13 protein-coding genes are annotated in these 14,043 nt (G+C 72.4%); 12 read left to right on the top strand and 1 reads right to left on the bottom strand.

The genetic code is table 11. The annotated features are described in order from the left end of the window. Positions 1 to 72 precede the first annotated feature (72 nt). On the bottom strand, positions 73 to 1,470 hold the full coding sequence (locus ACIHAR_RS08510; protein WP_400018009.1) for a S1 family peptidase: 1,398 nt from the start codon (positions 1,468 to 1,470) through the stop codon (positions 73 to 75). 187 nt (positions 1,471 to 1,657) lie between these two features. Here ACIHAR_RS08510 and ACIHAR_RS08505 point away from each other — a divergent pair, with 187 nt between their 5' ends. From ACIHAR_RS08505 to ACIHAR_RS08450, 12 genes are all read left to right on the top strand, one after another. After that, on the top strand, positions 1,658 to 2,071 hold the full coding sequence (locus ACIHAR_RS08505; protein WP_365457290.1) for a PaaI family thioesterase: 414 nt from the start codon (positions 1,658 to 1,660) through the stop codon (positions 2,069 to 2,071). A 497-nt stretch (positions 2,072 to 2,568) separates the two neighbouring features. Further along, positions 2,569 to 2,784: a type A2 lantipeptide gene (locus tag ACIHAR_RS08500; RefSeq protein WP_365457287.1), complete on the top strand. Its 216-nt coding sequence runs from the start codon at positions 2,569 to 2,571 to the stop codon at positions 2,782 to 2,784. A gap of 130 nt (positions 2,785 to 2,914) precedes the next feature. After that, the gene (locus ACIHAR_RS08495; RefSeq protein ID WP_400018006.1) at positions 2,915 to 3,721 is read left to right on the top strand and encodes an HlyD family efflux transporter periplasmic adaptor subunit; all 807 of its coding nucleotides are present in this window, start codon (positions 2,915 to 2,917) and stop codon (positions 3,719 to 3,721) included. After that, complete coding sequence (locus ACIHAR_RS08490) at positions 3,718 to 5,946, top strand: NHLP family bacteriocin export ABC transporter peptidase/permease/ATPase subunit (protein ID WP_365457281.1); 2,229 nt, start codon at positions 3,718 to 3,720, stop codon at positions 5,944 to 5,946. The genes ACIHAR_RS08495 and ACIHAR_RS08490 overlap by 4 nt, the downstream gene beginning before the upstream one ends. Position 5,947: 1 nt before the next feature. Continuing rightward, complete coding sequence (locus tag ACIHAR_RS08485; protein WP_400018004.1) at positions 5,948 to 8,773, top strand: NHLP bacteriocin export ABC transporter permease/ATPase subunit; 2,826 nt, start codon at positions 5,948 to 5,950, stop codon at positions 8,771 to 8,773. A 72-nt stretch (positions 8,774 to 8,845) separates the two neighbouring features. Continuing rightward, the gene (locus tag ACIHAR_RS08480; RefSeq protein ID WP_365457274.1) at positions 8,846 to 9,853 is read left to right on the top strand and encodes a Ppx/GppA family phosphatase; all 1,008 of its coding nucleotides are present in this window, start codon (positions 8,846 to 8,848) and stop codon (positions 9,851 to 9,853) included. Between the two features lie 60 nt (positions 9,854 to 9,913). After that, a complete protein-coding gene (locus ACIHAR_RS08475) occupies positions 9,914 to 10,102 on the top strand; it encodes a hypothetical protein (RefSeq protein WP_365457271.1) in 189 nt (62 codons plus the stop codon). 100 nt (positions 10,103 to 10,202) lie between these two features. After that, positions 10,203 to 11,138: an SMP-30/gluconolactonase/LRE family protein gene (locus ACIHAR_RS08470; protein WP_400018001.1), complete on the top strand. Its 936-nt coding sequence runs from the start codon at positions 10,203 to 10,205 to the stop codon at positions 11,136 to 11,138. A 61-nt stretch (positions 11,139 to 11,199) separates the two neighbouring features. Continuing rightward, positions 11,200 to 12,012 carry an ammonia-dependent NAD(+) synthetase gene (gene nadE, locus ACIHAR_RS08465; RefSeq protein ID WP_400018220.1) on the top strand — a complete coding sequence of 271 codons (813 nt, stop codon included), beginning with the start codon at positions 11,200 to 11,202 and terminating at the stop codon, positions 12,010 to 12,012. Between the two features lie 51 nt (positions 12,013 to 12,063). Continuing rightward, the gene (locus tag ACIHAR_RS08460; protein WP_400017999.1) at positions 12,064 to 13,071 is read left to right on the top strand and encodes an iron-containing redox enzyme family protein; all 1,008 of its coding nucleotides are present in this window, start codon (positions 12,064 to 12,066) and stop codon (positions 13,069 to 13,071) included. Next, entirely contained in the window at positions 13,072 to 13,746 is a 675-nt protein-coding gene (locus ACIHAR_RS08455; RefSeq protein WP_400017997.1) for a HemK2/MTQ2 family protein methyltransferase, read from the top strand. Beyond that, a complete protein-coding gene (locus ACIHAR_RS08450; RefSeq protein ID WP_400017995.1) occupies positions 13,727 to 13,924 on the top strand; it encodes a CDGSH iron-sulfur domain-containing protein in 198 nt (65 codons plus the stop codon). Before ACIHAR_RS08455 ends, ACIHAR_RS08450 begins: the two co-directional genes overlap by 20 nt. Positions 13,925 to 14,043: the final 119 nt, after the last annotated feature.

Raw genomic sequence — 14,043 nt, 5'->3', positions numbered from 1 at the left:
GGGCCGGACCGTGCCACCGATCGGCCGGAACCGCTGGTGAGGCCGATCGGTGGGTCTGTGGCGGCAGCCGGGTCAGTGGGTCTCGGTCAGCCCGGACTCGTCCTCGGCACCCGCCCCGTTCTGCTCCTCGGCACCGGCGCCGGCTTCCTCACCGCCGGCTTCCTGTCCGACGCCCTGCCCGGCGTCCTGCCCGACGCCCTGCCCGGCGGCATCCTGGCCGACCTCTTCGCCGCCGACCTCCTGGCCTCCGACCTCCTGGCCGGCTCCGGCGCCGGCTTCCTCGCCGCCCGCTTCCTCGCCGGCGCCCGCCTCGCCGCCGGCGCCCGCCTCGCCGCCCGCACCGGCCCCCGCGTCGCCGAGGGTCGCGCCGACCGCCTCCAGGGCGGTGGTCACCGGCTGGAAGAAGGTCTCGCCGCCGACCGTGCAGTCGCCGCTGCCGCCCGAGGTCAGGCCTATCGCGAGGCCGTCCTGGGTGAAGAGCGAGCCGCCGCTGTCGCCGGGCTCGGCGCAGACGTCGGTCTGGATGAGGCCGGTGACGGTGCCCTCGGGATAGTTGACGGTGGCGTCGAGCCCGAGGACCTGGCCGTTGGCGAGGCCGGTCGTGCTGCCCATCCGGAAGACCTCGGCGCCGACCGTCGCCTCGGCGGCCTGGCTGATCGCGACCGTCTGGTCGCCGAGGTCGACCTCGCTCGGGGCGGCCGTGGCGGGGTCGTCGTACTTCACGAGTGCGAAGTCGCCCTCGCCCGGGAAGACCGCCTGGTCGACGGTGGCGATGGGGTCGCCGGCCTCGGAGTCGGACCACTGTTCGGCGGCGACACCGCAGTGACCCGCCGTCAGGAAGGCCGGGGAGCCGTCGCCCGCGGTGACGTTGAAGCCGAGGGAGCAGCGCGCTCCCCCGCCGAAGATGGCGTCACCGCCGGAGGCGAACGTCTTGAAGGTGCCGGCCGACTTCTTGATGGTCGCCGTGTCCGCGCCGAGTCCCTGGACGGTGGACTCCAGTCGGTCCCACTTGTCGCCGGTGACCGTGGAGTCGGCGGTGACGAGGATCTTGTTCGTCCGCGGGTCGACCGCCCACGCGGTGCCCGGGATGGTCGCCTCGGTCTTCAGGGTCTGCGCCGCCGCCTCGAGTTCGGCGGTGCTGTTCTCGACCTCGCGGACCTTCGCGCCGGCCTTCTTGGCCTGGACGATCACGTTGTTGTCGTCGCCGGAGACGTTGACGACGTTCACGACGAGCTGCTGGCGGTCCGAGTCGTAGTACGAGCCGGCGAAGGCGTCGCCGAGCAGGTTCGCCAGTTGCGAGGCGAGGTCCGAGGCGTCCGCCGCCTTGAGGGTCTTCGGCGCCGCGGCGGCGGAGTTGTCGCCGTCCTGGGAGGCGTTGGCGTTGGGGAGCAGGAGTGCCGCCGCTCCGAGCGCCGCCACGCCGCCCACCGCGATCGCGGCCTTGCGCTTCGGAATTCGCTTGTGACTCAACTTCTCGACCTCCTGGGGACGGGGTCCGGCTGCCGGGGGTCGGCAGCTCCCTACAGCGGCGCCTGGTTGCCCGTTGGTACGCAGGGGGCGCGTGGTGTGTTCAATTCCGTTTGCCGACTTCCTTTGCGAAACCGTGAATCGGCCATGACCGGCGTCCAGGGCCGCCGCGTGGGGAACAATCGCCCATATGACGATGACCACCGCCGAAGCCGACAAGATCCTTTCCGACAACTTCGCGCCCTGGGTGCTCGCTCTGGGCCTGTCCGTCGAGAGCCTGGGGGACGACCGGGCGACGCTGCGCCTGCCCTGGTCACGGACTTTGGCGCGGCAGGGCGGAGGGTTGTCGGGTCAGGCGCTGATGGCGGCCGCGGACACCGCCACCGTGATCGCCGTGTCGGCCGCGCGGGGGGCCTTCGTGCCGATGACGACGGTGCAGCAGTCCACGTCGTTCCAGCGGGCGGTGGCAGATACGGATGTCCTGATCGAAGCGGTCCTGACGAAGCTGGGCCGCCGGATGGCGTTCGCGGACATCACGATGACGGCCGAGCGGTCGGGTGAACTCGCGGCGCGGGCAAGCACCGTCTACGCACTCCTGGGCTGACACCGACGGAACCGGCACCGGAGCACCGACCGCACCGCTGGAATGTTACCGAGGGTAACTGGCCACTGACAGGCCGTTCCGATCGCAGAGCGGAATCTCCGCTTCAGGAAATCTGCACATGGATTGCCCAAGCGGATCACGGCGCGCAGGGGTTCTGCACAACTCCGCGGAACCGGCCACGCCATTGGGGCGGGAGTGCCGGATTCGCCGAGACGGCGCCCACCGCTCATCCGAGCGAACCCCGTCCGAGGTGTGAAGAAGTCGCCGACAACACGTGCCCGCGCCTGCACGCTTTGACGCTCGTGTGACCCAAGTGCCCAGGTGAGACCGGTGATTGATTGGAAGGGCGGGTACCGGACCTGCTTTGATCCATCGCACCGCAGGGCCGCAGGCCTCCCGGCAACGGGTGTCCGGCGTCCGCGGTCGCGGCCGTCGTCTGTCCCCAGAGGGGGCCGCTCCCCCCCTTATGAGATATCCATGTGAAGGGATGTTCCACCATGAACTCCACCCCCCAGGTTGAGACCGTCGAGATCGCCGACGCCGACCTCGACAACGTCTCCGGCGGCCTGTCCGTGAACGCCCTCGGCACCGTCACCGGCCTGGTGGACGGCGTCGCCCCGGTGTCCGGCCTGGTCGACACGGCCGTCGGCACCGTCGAGGGTGTCACCGGCCTGAACACCGCTCCGGTCACGAACCTGGTCGCCGGTCTCTGATCGCACCTTCGTGACCCCCTTGAGTCCCGGAGCCGCCACCCGGCTCCGGGACTCTCGGATGCCGTAGAACGCTTCGGAGCGACGCTCCGCACTCTCCGAAACCAGGTTTACGACCGGTGAGGGAAGTCCCTTGCAGTTCCGCCAACAGGCCCTCGCCAAGCTCCAGTCGCCGGAGGAACTCGACCTGCCGGTACGTTTCGCCCGCCCGCAGGGCTGGCTGGTGCTGTCCGTGACCGTGGTCGCCCTCGCGGCCGCGTCCGTGTGGGCGGTGACCGGCTCGGTCACCTCCACGGTGAGCGCCCCGGCCGTCCTCACGCACGGCGAGGGCAGCTACATCCTGCAGAGCCCCGCGGCGGGCCAGGTCACCGCGGTCCTCGCGAAGGAGGGCGAGCGGCTGCCCGCGAACTCCCCCGTGCTGAAGGTGCGTACCGCCGAGGGCGACACCGTGGTGCGGACGGTCGCCGCCGGCCGGATCACCGCGCTCGCCGCCACCATCGGCCAGATCATCTCCACCGGCGCGAACGTCGCCGCCGTGGAGAAGGTCGCCGACGCCGACGACCCGCTGTACGCCACGGTGTACGTCCCGGCCGAGAACGCCGCCTCCATCCCAGCGAACGCGGCCGTCGACCTGACGGTGCAGACCGTGCCGTCCCAGCAGTACGGCGTGCTGCGCGGCCATGTGAAGTCGGTGGACCGCACGGCCCAGTCGGCGCAGCAGATCGCCGCGTTCCTCGGCGACAGCCAGCTCGGCGAGCAGTTCACGAAGAAGGGCCGTCCCGTGGCCGTCCTCGTCCGCCTCGACACCTCCGAGTCGACGAGGAGCGGCTACCGGTGGTCTTCCGCGGACGGGCCGCCGTACTCCCTCACCTCCATGACCATGGCCACGGGCTCCATCCGGCTGGCCGACCAGCGTCCCGTCGATTGGCTGCTTCCGTGACCACCGCCCAGGACACCCGGAGCCGGGGCAGACGCCGTGCCGCACCGCCCAGGCGGACCGTACCCAAGGGGCGGGCGAAGACCGTCCGCACGCCCACCGTGCTGCAGATGGAGGCCGTGGAGTGCGGGGCCGCCTCCCTCGCCATGGTCCTCGGGCACTTCGGCCGGCACGTCCCCCTGGAGGAGCTGCGCATCGCCTGCGGTGTCTCCCGGGACGGCTCTCGGGCCAGCAACCTGCTGAAGGCGGCCCGCAGTTACGGTCTGACGGCCAAGGGCATGCAGATGGACCTGGCCGCCCTCGCCGAGGTGAAGGCCCCCGCGATCCTCTTCTGGGAGTTCAACCACTACGTCGTCTACGACGGCATGGGCCGCCGCTTCGGCCGCCGGGGCGTGTTCGTCAACGACCCGGCCAAGGGCCGCCGTTTCGTCCCCATGGAGGACTTCGACGGCAGTTTCACCGGCGTGGTGCTGGTGCTGGAGCCGGGCGAGAGCTTCGAGCGGGGCGGGCGCAGGCCGGGTGTGCTGGGCGCGATGCCCGCCCGGCTGCGCGGCACGGCGGGCACCCTGCCGGCCGCCGTCCTGGCGAGCCTGCTGCTGGTCCTGGTGGGCGCGGCCGTCCCCGCGCTCAGCCGCACCTACATCGACATGTTCCTCATCGGCGGGCAGACCTCGCTGCTGGACGTGCTGTTCGCGTCCATGGGCGCGTGCGTGCTGCTCACCCTCGCCCTGACCTGGCTCCAGCAGGCCAACCTCCACCACGGCCGGATCATCTCCTCGACGCTCTCCAGCGCCCGCTTCCTGCGCCATCTGCTGCGGCTGCCGGTGACCTTCTTCTCCCAGCGCAGCCCCGCCGACCTGGTGCAGCGTCTCCAGTCGAACGACGCGGTGGCCGAGACCCTGGCCCGCGACCTCGCCTCGGCGGGCGTCGACGCGGTCGTCGTCGTGCTGTACGCGGTCCTCCTCTACACCTACGACCCGGAGCTGACGTTCGTCGGCATCGGCGTGGCCCTGCTGAACATCGTCGCCATGCGGGTCGTCATACGGCTGCGCGCGACGCGTACGGCGAAGCTGCGGGCGGACAACGCGCGGCTGACCAACACGGCGTACACCGGGCTGCAGCTGATCGAGACGATGAAGGCGACCGGCGGGGAGGACGGCTACTTCCGCAAGTGGGCCGGCCAGCACGCCACCACGCTGGAGGAGCAGCAGCGGCTCGGCGTGCCGAGCGCCTGGCTGGGTGTGGTCGCGCCGACCCTCGCGACGGTCAACAGCGCGTTGATCCTGTGGATCGGTGGCATGCGGGCGGTCGAGGGCCACATCTCGGTGGGCCTGCTGGTCGCGTTCCAGGCGCTGGTCGCCCGCTTCACCGCCCCTCTGACCCGGCTCAACGGCGTCGCGGGCCGCATCCAGGACTTCGCGGCGGACGTGGCCCGGCTGAAGGACGTGGAGAACTTCCGCGCCGACCCGCTCTACGACCGCCGCTCCGGCGCCGACTCCACGCGCCGGCTGCACGGCCACGTCGAGCTGCAGAACATCACCTTCGGCTACAGCCCGCTCGACAAGCCGCTGCTGACCGGCTTCGACCTGACGGTCGGACCCGGGCAGCAGGTGGCGCTGGTCGGCGGCTCGGGCAGCGGCAAGTCGACGGTCTCCCGGCTGATCTCGGGCCTCTACACGCCGTGGGAGGGTGTGATCCGCATCGACGGACAGCGCCTGGAGGACATCCCGCGGGGCGCCCTCGCGGCCTCCGTCTCCTTCGTCGACCAGGAGGTGTTCCTCTTCGAGGGCACGGTCCGCGACAACGTTGCGCTGTGGGACCCGTCGATCCCGGACGACGCCGTCGTGGACGCCCTGCGGGACGCGGCCCTGTACGACGTGGTCATGCGCCGGCCCGGTGGCATCCACAGCAGGGTCGAGCAGGACGGCCGCAACTTCTCCGGCGGGCAGCGCCAGCGCCTGGAGATCGCCCGGGCGCTGGTGCGCAGGCCCAGCATCCTCGTCCTCGACGAGGTGACCAGCGCGCTGGACGCGGAGACCGAGCTGGTGGTCATGGACAACCTGCGCCGGCGCGGCTGCGCGTGCGTGGTCATCGCCCACCGGCTCAGCACCGTGCGCGACAGCGACGAGATCGTCGTCCTGCAGCACGGCACGGTCGTGGAACGCGGGCGGCACGAGGACCTCGTCGCGCGGGGCGGGGCCTACGCGGCACTGGTCAGGGAGCGCTGAGATGACGACTCCCCACCTGCCTCGGGAAGGCGATCTCGTTCTCGGTGCGCTCGGTTCGCTCGGCGCCCGCATGGACTGCGCCGGGTTCAGCCGCCTGGACCTGGAGGGCCCGCAGGTGCTGTGGCTGGTCGCGGGCGGCGCGCTGGACCTGTTCGCGGTGGACGCCGGACACCAGGGCCACTGGCACCACCTGGGCCGCCTGGAGGCGGGCTCGCTGCTCCTCGGCCCGGTCGCCGGCCCCCAGCACACCCTCGTGGCGCGCCCGTTGCGCGACTGCGTGGTCCACCGCATCGAACTGCGCGAGCTGTACCAGCCCGCGAGCACCCAGACGTGGTCCTACGACGAGTACGGCAACCCGCAGTACGTACCGCCCACGTCGAGCCCGCTGGAGTACGCCCTCGCCCTGGGCGTCGGCCGCGGACTGTCCGTGCTCTTCCAGGCGCCCATGGCGGCCGACCGGCCCGCGGAGGTCACCGACGACGACGTGTTCTGGATGCAGGTCCCGCCCGGCAGCGTCCGGTACGGCTCGCTGTACGGGGCGGAGGCGGCGGCCGACCTGCTGATGGACCCGGCGGTGTGGCAGTCCATGGTCGACCAGCAGTACCGCCTGCTGACCACGCTGGACCGCTGGATCGAGCAGCTGGAGCGCACCCACGAGACCCGGACGGCCGCCGGGATCAAGGCCGGTGAGGCGGTCCGCGCCCAGGCCGACCGGACGCTGCTGGCGTCGATCGGCAAGAAGGCGGGACAGCGCACGACGGCCGCGGACGCGGACGCGACCTTCGCCGCCTGCAGGCTGGTCGCGCAGGCCGCCGGGATCGCCCTGGTAGAGCCCGCGCGGATGGGCGCCGGCAACGACCGCCTCGACCCGGTGGAGCAGGTCGCCCTCGCCTCCCGGGTGCGCACCCGCGCGGTGCGCCTGGACGGCCGCTGGTGGCGGGACGACGTCGGCCCGCTGGTCGGTCACCGGGCGCTGTCGGGGGCGCCGGTCGCCCTGCTGTGGCGGCGCGGCGGATATGTAGCCGTGCACCCCGCGACCGGACGGGAGACGCCCGTCGAGAAGGCCAACGCGGAGGAGTTCGAGCCGCGGGCCGTCATGTTCTACCGCCCGCTGCCCGAGCGGAGGCTCGGTCCGCTCGGGCTGCTGCGGTTCGCCATGCGCGGCACCGGTGGCGACCTGGCGAACCTGCTGCTCAGCGGGCTCGTCACGGTGGCGATCGGCGCGCTGGTGCCGATCGCCACCGGCAAGGTGCTGGGCGAGTACGTGCCGAAGGCCCAGGAGGACCTGATCGTGCAGGTCTGTCTGGCCGTGCTGGTCAGCAGCGTGGTCGCGGCGGCGTTCCTGCTGTTGCAGAACCTGACCATCCTGCGGCTGGAGGGCAGGATCGAGGCGACGCTCCAGCCGGCGGTCTGGGACCGGCTGCTCAGGCTGCCGACGAAGTTCTTCACCGAACGCTCCACCGGTGAGCTGGCCAGCGCGGCCATGGGCATCAGCGCGATCCGCCGCCTGCTGGCGGGCCTCGGCCCGTCGGTGGCGCAGTCGGTGACGATCGGCGCCATGAACCTGGGGCTGCTGCTCTGGTACAGCGTGCCGCTGGCGCTGGCGGCGATCGGGATGCTCGTCGTGATCGCCACGGTGTTCCTGGGGCTGGGGTTGTGGCAGGTGCGCTGGCAGCGCCGGCTGGTGGTGCTGAGCAACAAGCTGAACAACCAGGCGTTCCAGACCCTGCGCGGCCTGCCCAAGCTGCGGGTGGCGGCCGCCGAGAACTACGCCTACGCCGCCTGGGCCTCCCAGTTCGCCCGCAGCCGTGAGCTCCAGCAGCGGCTCGGCCGGATCAAGAACCTCAACGCGGTGCTGGGCGCGGTGTACCTGCCGCTGTGCTCGCTGCTGATGTTCATGCTGCTGGCCGGCCCGGCGCGCGGCGCGCTGTCGGCGGCGGACTTCCTCACCTTCAACACGTCGATGACGATGCTCCTCACCTCGGTCACCTCGCTGACCGGCGCGTTCGTGTCGGCGGTGGCCGCGCTGCCGCTGTTCGAGGAGATCCGCCCGGTGCTGGAGGCGACCCCCGAGGTACGCGCGGCGAGCACCCGGCCGGGCCCGCTGACCGGCGCGGTCGAGGCGCGCCGGCTGTCGTTCCGCTACTCCGACGACGGCCCCCTCGTCCTCGACGACGTGTCCTTCGAGGTGCGCCCCGGCGAGTTCGTGGCGATCGTCGGCCCGAGCGGCTGCGGCAAGTCCACCCTGCTCAGACTGCTGATCGGCTTCGACAAGCCGGTCTCCGGGAGTGTCCTGTACGACGGCCAGGACCTGGCGGCCCTCGACCAGTCGGCCGTACGCCGCCAGTGCGGGGTCGTCCTCCAGCACGCGCAGCCGTTCACCGGGTCGATCCTGGACGTCATCTGCGGCACCGAGTCGTACACGCCGGAGGAGGCGATGGCGGCGGCCGAGATGGCGGGGCTCGCGGAGGACATCCAGCGGATGCCGATGGGGCTGCACACGATCGTCTCGGGCAGCGGGTCGGTCTCGGGCGGTCAGCGTCAGCGGCTGATGATCGCCCAGGCACTGATCCGCCGGCCGCGCATCCTCTTCTTCGACGAGGCCACCAGCGCCCTCGACAACGACACCCAGCGCACGGTCATCGAGAGCACCCGCAAGCTCAACGCCACCCGCATCGTCATCGCCCACCGCCTGTCGACCGTGATGGACGCCGACCGCGTGGTGGTCATGGAGAACGGCAAGGTCGCCGAGCAGGGTCCGCCCGCGCAGCTCCTCGCGGACACGGGAGGCCGGCTGCACGAGCTGGTGCGCCGGCAGCTGGCCTGAAGCCGACCGGTGCGCGTGCCGCGTACGCCCAGCGAGGAGCATGAAGGCCCGTGCCTGGGTACTCGATCGGCCATGAGAATCAGCGTGCTGGACGTCGGGTCGAACACGGTGCGGCTCGTGGTGGCGGACGCCGAGGACGGCGTACCGCTTCCGGTGCACACGGCCAAGTGGCGGTTGAGGCTGTCCCAGCAGGTCAAGCCGGGCGAGCCGATTCCCGGCGAGGCCGTCGAGCGGCTCGCCGAGGCGGTCGCCGCCGCGAACCGCACCGCGACCCGGTGGGGGGCGGCGAGCCCGCTGGCGTTCGCGACCGCCATGGTGCGCAACGCGCCGAACCGCCATGAGGTGCTGCGCACGGTCCGCGCACGGACGGGTGTGCCGCTGTGCACCATGCCCGGGGAGGTGGAGGCCGAGCTCACCTTTCTGGGCGCCCGCCGCTGGATGGGCTGGCGCTCGGGTCCGCTCGCGCTCATGGACATCGGGGGCGGCTCGTTCGAAGTGGCGTTCGGGCGGGGCAGGCTGCCGGACTTCGTGGCGTCCCTGCCGCTCGGGGCCGCCCGGCTGACCCACGAGTTCTTCGCGGACGAGGATCCGCCGTCCGCGGAGCGCGTGCGCGCGCTGCGGCGCAAGGTGCGCCACCAGCTGCGGGACGTGGCCGCCCGGATCCGCTGGGAGGGCCCGCGCACCGCGGTGGTCACCTCCCGTACGTTCCAGCAGCTGGGGCGGCTGTGCGGGGCGCCGCCCGGACGCCACGGGCCGTTCGTCGCCCGCACCCTGGACAGCCGCGACCTGGGCCGGGCGGTGGACCGGCTGGCCGCCCTGCCCGCCGTCGAACGGGCCCGGCTGCCCGGCATCTCCGTGCCCCGGGCCGCTCAGAGCCTGGCCGGCGCGGTGGTCGGGCACACGGCGATGAAGCTGATCGGGCTGAGGACGGTCACCGTCTGCCCGTGGGCGATCCGCGAGGGCATCCTGCTGCGCCACATCGAGGACGGCGCGTCCTGGTGGGCGGAGGTCACCCGGCTCGCCGAGGAGGCCACTCCCCCGGACCCGGTGCCGCTGCGCATCGCCGCCGCCGAGAGCTGACCGACCGGGCGGCCGGGAACCGACCCGGTACGCGGAGGCAACCGAAGGAAGGAGCAGACCGTGTCCGACACTCCCCAGCACCCCGAGAACCATCCGGCGTCGGCCCTCGAGGAGGTCCTCCAGGAATTCGAGGAGGCCGAACGCCGCCCCACCGACCCGGGCCGCCACGGGACCCGCGACGACCATGACGGCGAGGCGGGCGAGGCGATCACTCCGAACACGCGCGCCCAGGAGGAGTCGACGGAGTGACGGGACGCTCGGAGAAGGGCCCGCGCACCACGGGGACGATGTCTTTCGGCATAGTTTCGGGTTGTCGGATCAACATCCAACCCCCTGGGAGGGTGGCGCCATGCCCGGCGAGCAGCCGCATCTGTACGAGACCCTCGACGACCGGTTCCGCCCGTGCCGGGCCGGCGACTCCCGCCTGGAGACCCTGTTCGAGGGCTGCCGCTGGGCCGAGGGTCCCGTCTACGTCCCGGCCGGCCGGTACCTGGTGTGGAGCGACATCCCCAACGACCGGCTGCTGCGCTGGGACGAGACCACCGGGGCGGTCGGCGTGTTCCGCTCCGCCGCGGGTCACCCCAACGGCAACACCCTGGACACCGAGGGCCGCCTCGTCACCTGTGAGCAGGGCAACCGCCGGGTGACCCGCACCGAGCACGACGGCTCGATCACCGTGATCGCCGATCGCTTCCGGGGCAAGCGGCTGAACAGCCCGAACGACGCCGCGGTGAAGTCCGACGGCTCGATCTGGTTCTCCGACCCGGACTTCGGCATCACCAGCGACTACGAAGGACACCGCGCCGAGAGCGAGATCGGCTCCTGCGACGTCTACCGCGTGGACCCCGGCAGCGGCGAGGTACGGCGGGTCGCCGACGGGTTCCGCGGCCCCAACGGCCTCGTCTTCTCCCCCGACGAGCGTCGGCTGTACGTCTCGGACAGCCGGGCCAACCACATCCGGGTCTTCGACGTCCAGGACGACGGCACCCTCACCGGCGACGAGGTCTTCGCCGAGTGCCCGACCGGGAACTTCGACAACATTCGCTTCGACGACGACGGCCGCCTCTGGGCCGCCGCCCTCGACGGCGGCGTGCACTGCTACGACCCGGACGGCACCCTCCTGGGCCGTCTCCTGGTCCCCGGCACCGTCGCCAACATCCGCTTCGGCGGCGCGAGGCGCAACCGCATGTTCATCGCCGCCGACACCGCGCTGCTGTCCGTCGTCCTGTCCGTCACCGGCACCCCCGCCCTGCCGACCGCACGCCGTTCCGCCACCCGCCCGTGAACCCCCGCCCGCCCGTGAACCGCCACCCCGCGAAGGAGCACCCGTGACCGGCCTCGTGTCCATGTCCCCGCAGCAGGAGATCGCCCGCGATCTGGGGGTGAGCGCGTCCTTCGACGCGCGGGAGGAGGCCGAGCGCCGGACGGAGTTCCTCGCGGGCCGACTGGCCTCCACCGGCCTCGGCTCGCTGGTGCTGGGCATCAGCGGCGGTGTGGACTCCACGACCGCGGGCCGGCTGTGCCAGCTCGCGGTGGAGCGGGTCCGTGCCTCCGGGCGGGAGGCGACGTTCTACGCGATGCGGCTGCCGTACGGCACGCAGGCCGACGAGGACGACGCCCGGCTCGCGCTGGACTTCGTCCGGCCCGACCAGGTCCTGACCGTGGACGTGCGGCCCGCGAGTGACGCCGCGCTGGAGGCGCTGCTGGCCGGCGGCGCGGTCTTCCGGGACGCCCACCATCAGGACTTCGTGCTCGGCAACATCAAGGCCCGGCAGCGCATGATCGCCCAGTACGCGGTGGCGGGCGCGCACGGCGGCCTGGTGGTGGGCACCGACCACGCCGCCGAGGCGGTCTCCGGCTTCTTCACCAAGTTCGGCGACGGCGCGGCGGACCTGCTCCCGCTCGCCGGCCTGACCAAGCGTCGTGTACGGGCCGTCGCGCAGGCCCTGGGGGCGCCGTCCGCGCTGGTGGCGAAGGTCCCCACCGCGGATCTGGAGACGCTGAACCCGGGCCGGCCGGACGAGGAGGCGCTCGGCGTCACCTACGACGACATCGACGACTTCCTGGAGGGCCGGCCGGTCGACGAGGCCGTCCACGAGACCGTCGTGCGCCGCTACCTGTTCACCGAGCACAAGCGCCGGCCGCCGATCGCCCCCTAAGCGGATCCCGGCCGGGGCCATGACCGGCCTCACCTGGGGTACCCGCCCCGCATGGCACATGAAGGACCACGTCTGCCGACCGCCCGGGGCCCGCTCTCCGGGGCCGTCCGCGAGTACCTGCTGGGAACGGGCCCGCTGCCGTCCGCCGGGACGGTGGCCGGCGCGTCAGCGTATGGCGACGACCTCCAGCTGGCCCTGTACCTCTGCTACGAGCTGCACTACCGCGGATTCGCGGGGGTGAGCCCCGACCGTGAGTGGGACCCGGAGCTGCTGCGCGTCCGGGCGGCGCTGGAGCACCGCTTCCTGACCGCCCTGCGCGCGGACACACCCGTGCACGACACCGTCGAGGACGCGCTCGCGGAGCTCCTCGTCGAGCCGGTCGAGGGCACCGGCGTCTCCCACTTCCTGCAGGACGAGGGCGAGTTGTGGCACGTGCGCGAGTACGCGGCGCAGCGCTCCCTGTACCACCTCAAGGAGGCCGACCCGCACGCGTGGGTGCTCCCCCGGCTGTGGGGCCGGGCCAAGGCGGCCATGGCGGCGGTGGAGTTCGACGAGTACGGCGGCGGCCGCCCCGACCGCGTCCACGCCCGCCTGTTCGCCAACCTGATGACGGACCTGGGCCTGGACACCACCTACGGCCGCTATCTGGACGCCGCGTGCGCCGAGACGCTGGCCACGGTCAACCTGATGTCCCTGCTCGGCCTGCACCGCTCCCTGCGCGGAGCTCTCGTGGGGCATTTCGCCACGGTCGAGATCACCTCCTCCCCCGGTTCGCGGCGGCTCGCCGAGGCGATGCGCCGCACGGGCGCCGGGCCCGCCGCCGCGTACTTCTACGACGAACACGTCGAGGCCGACGCGGTCCACGAACAGATCGTCCGGCACGAGGTCATCGGCGGACTGCTGGAGGAGGAGCCGCATCTGGCCGGTGACATCGCCTTCGGTATCGACGTCACCGTCCTGCTGGAGGACCGTCTCGCCGCGCGGCTGCTCACGTCGTGGCGTGCGGGTCACTCCTCCCTGCACGTCCCCCTCAATGCGGAAATGGCCCATATATCCTGAATGCCGGGGTACCTGGTCGGTGTGAATCCGCTGGTACTTCCGGGCGTGTACGCCCCTCAGGAGGACACCGACCTGCTCGCCGGGGCGCTGTCCGAAGAACCGCTGTCTCCGGACGCGGACGTCCTCGACGTGGGAACGGGATCCGGCGCTCTCGCGCTGGAGGCCGCGATGCGCGGCGCCCGGGTCACCGCCGTCGACGTGTCCTGGCGCGCGGTGTGCGCGACACGCTGGAACGCGTGGCGAGCCCGACTGCCGGTGCGCGTACGGCACGGCAACCTCTTCGAGCCCGTGCGGGGACGGTCCTTCGACCTGGTTCTCGCCAATCCGCCCTACGTGCCCGACCCGGCCGACCTGCGGTCGCCGCGCGGCACGGCCCGGGCCTGGGACGCGGGCGGCGACGGCCGGCTGGTCCTGGACCGGATCTGCCGGGAGGCGCCGTTGGTGCTGCGGCCCGGCGGGGTGCTGCTGATGGTGCACTCCGCGCTCAGCGACCCGGACCGCACCCTGACGCGTCTGCGCGCCACCGGCCTGAAGGCCTCGGTGACCCGGCGCCGCCGCATCCCCTTCGGCCCGGTCCTGCGCTCGCGCGAGGGCTGGCTGCGCGAGCGCGGCCTGCTGTCCGCGGAGGAGAACAACGAGGAACTGGTGGTCGTCCGTGCCGAACTCCCCAGCTGACGAGCCCCGCCGGATCAGCATGCAGCGCAAGGGGCCCCTGCTCGTCGAGGGGCCGGTCGAGGTGCAACTGGAGGACGGCACCACGGTCGTCTCCGACCGCTTCCGGGTCGCCCTGTGCACCTGCCGCCGCAGCCGCCGCTATCCGTGGTGCGACACCAGTCACCGTGACCGGTCCTGACGCGGAGGCCGGTGGTGCGGTGATGCCAGGGGCTGGTGGTGCGGTGATGCCAGGGGCTGGTGGTGCGGTGATGCCAGGGGCCGGCGGGCGGCCCCACTCCGCCCGGCCGGCCCCTGGTG

This window comes from Streptomyces sp. NPDC052016 (assembly GCF_044548445.1).
GTDB lineage: Bacteria > Actinomycetota > Actinomycetes > Streptomycetales > Streptomycetaceae > Streptomyces.
Note: the sequence above shows the minus strand (reverse complement) of the source record. Positions and strands in the feature narration are given on the sequence as shown.

What these genes read in the sequence shown, in the direction of transcription:
- ACIHAR_RS08485 (WP_400018004.1), top strand. Translation starts at nt 5,948, where the DNA reads ATGACGACTCCCCACCTGCCTCGGGAAGGCGATCTCGTTCTCGGTGCG.
- ACIHAR_RS08470 (WP_400018001.1), top strand. Translation starts at nt 10,203, where the DNA reads ATGCCCGGCGAGCAGCCGCATCTGTACGAGACCCTCGACGACCGGTTC.
- ACIHAR_RS08455 (WP_400017997.1), top strand. Translation starts at nt 13,072, where the DNA reads ATGCCGGGGTACCTGGTCGGTGTGAATCCGCTGGTACTTCCGGGCGTG.
- ACIHAR_RS08505 (WP_365457290.1), top strand. Translation starts at nt 1,658, where the DNA reads ATGACGATGACCACCGCCGAAGCCGACAAGATCCTTTCCGACAACTTC.
- ACIHAR_RS08460 (WP_400017999.1), top strand. Translation starts at nt 12,064, where the DNA reads ATGGCACATGAAGGACCACGTCTGCCGACCGCCCGGGGCCCGCTCTCC.
- ACIHAR_RS08480 (WP_365457274.1), top strand. Translation starts at nt 8,846, where the DNA reads ATGAGAATCAGCGTGCTGGACGTCGGGTCGAACACGGTGCGGCTCGTG.
- ACIHAR_RS08500 (WP_365457287.1), top strand. Translation starts at nt 2,569, where the DNA reads ATGAACTCCACCCCCCAGGTTGAGACCGTCGAGATCGCCGACGCCGAC.
- nadE (WP_400018220.1), top strand. Translation starts at nt 11,200, where the DNA reads ATGTCCCCGCAGCAGGAGATCGCCCGCGATCTGGGGGTGAGCGCGTCC.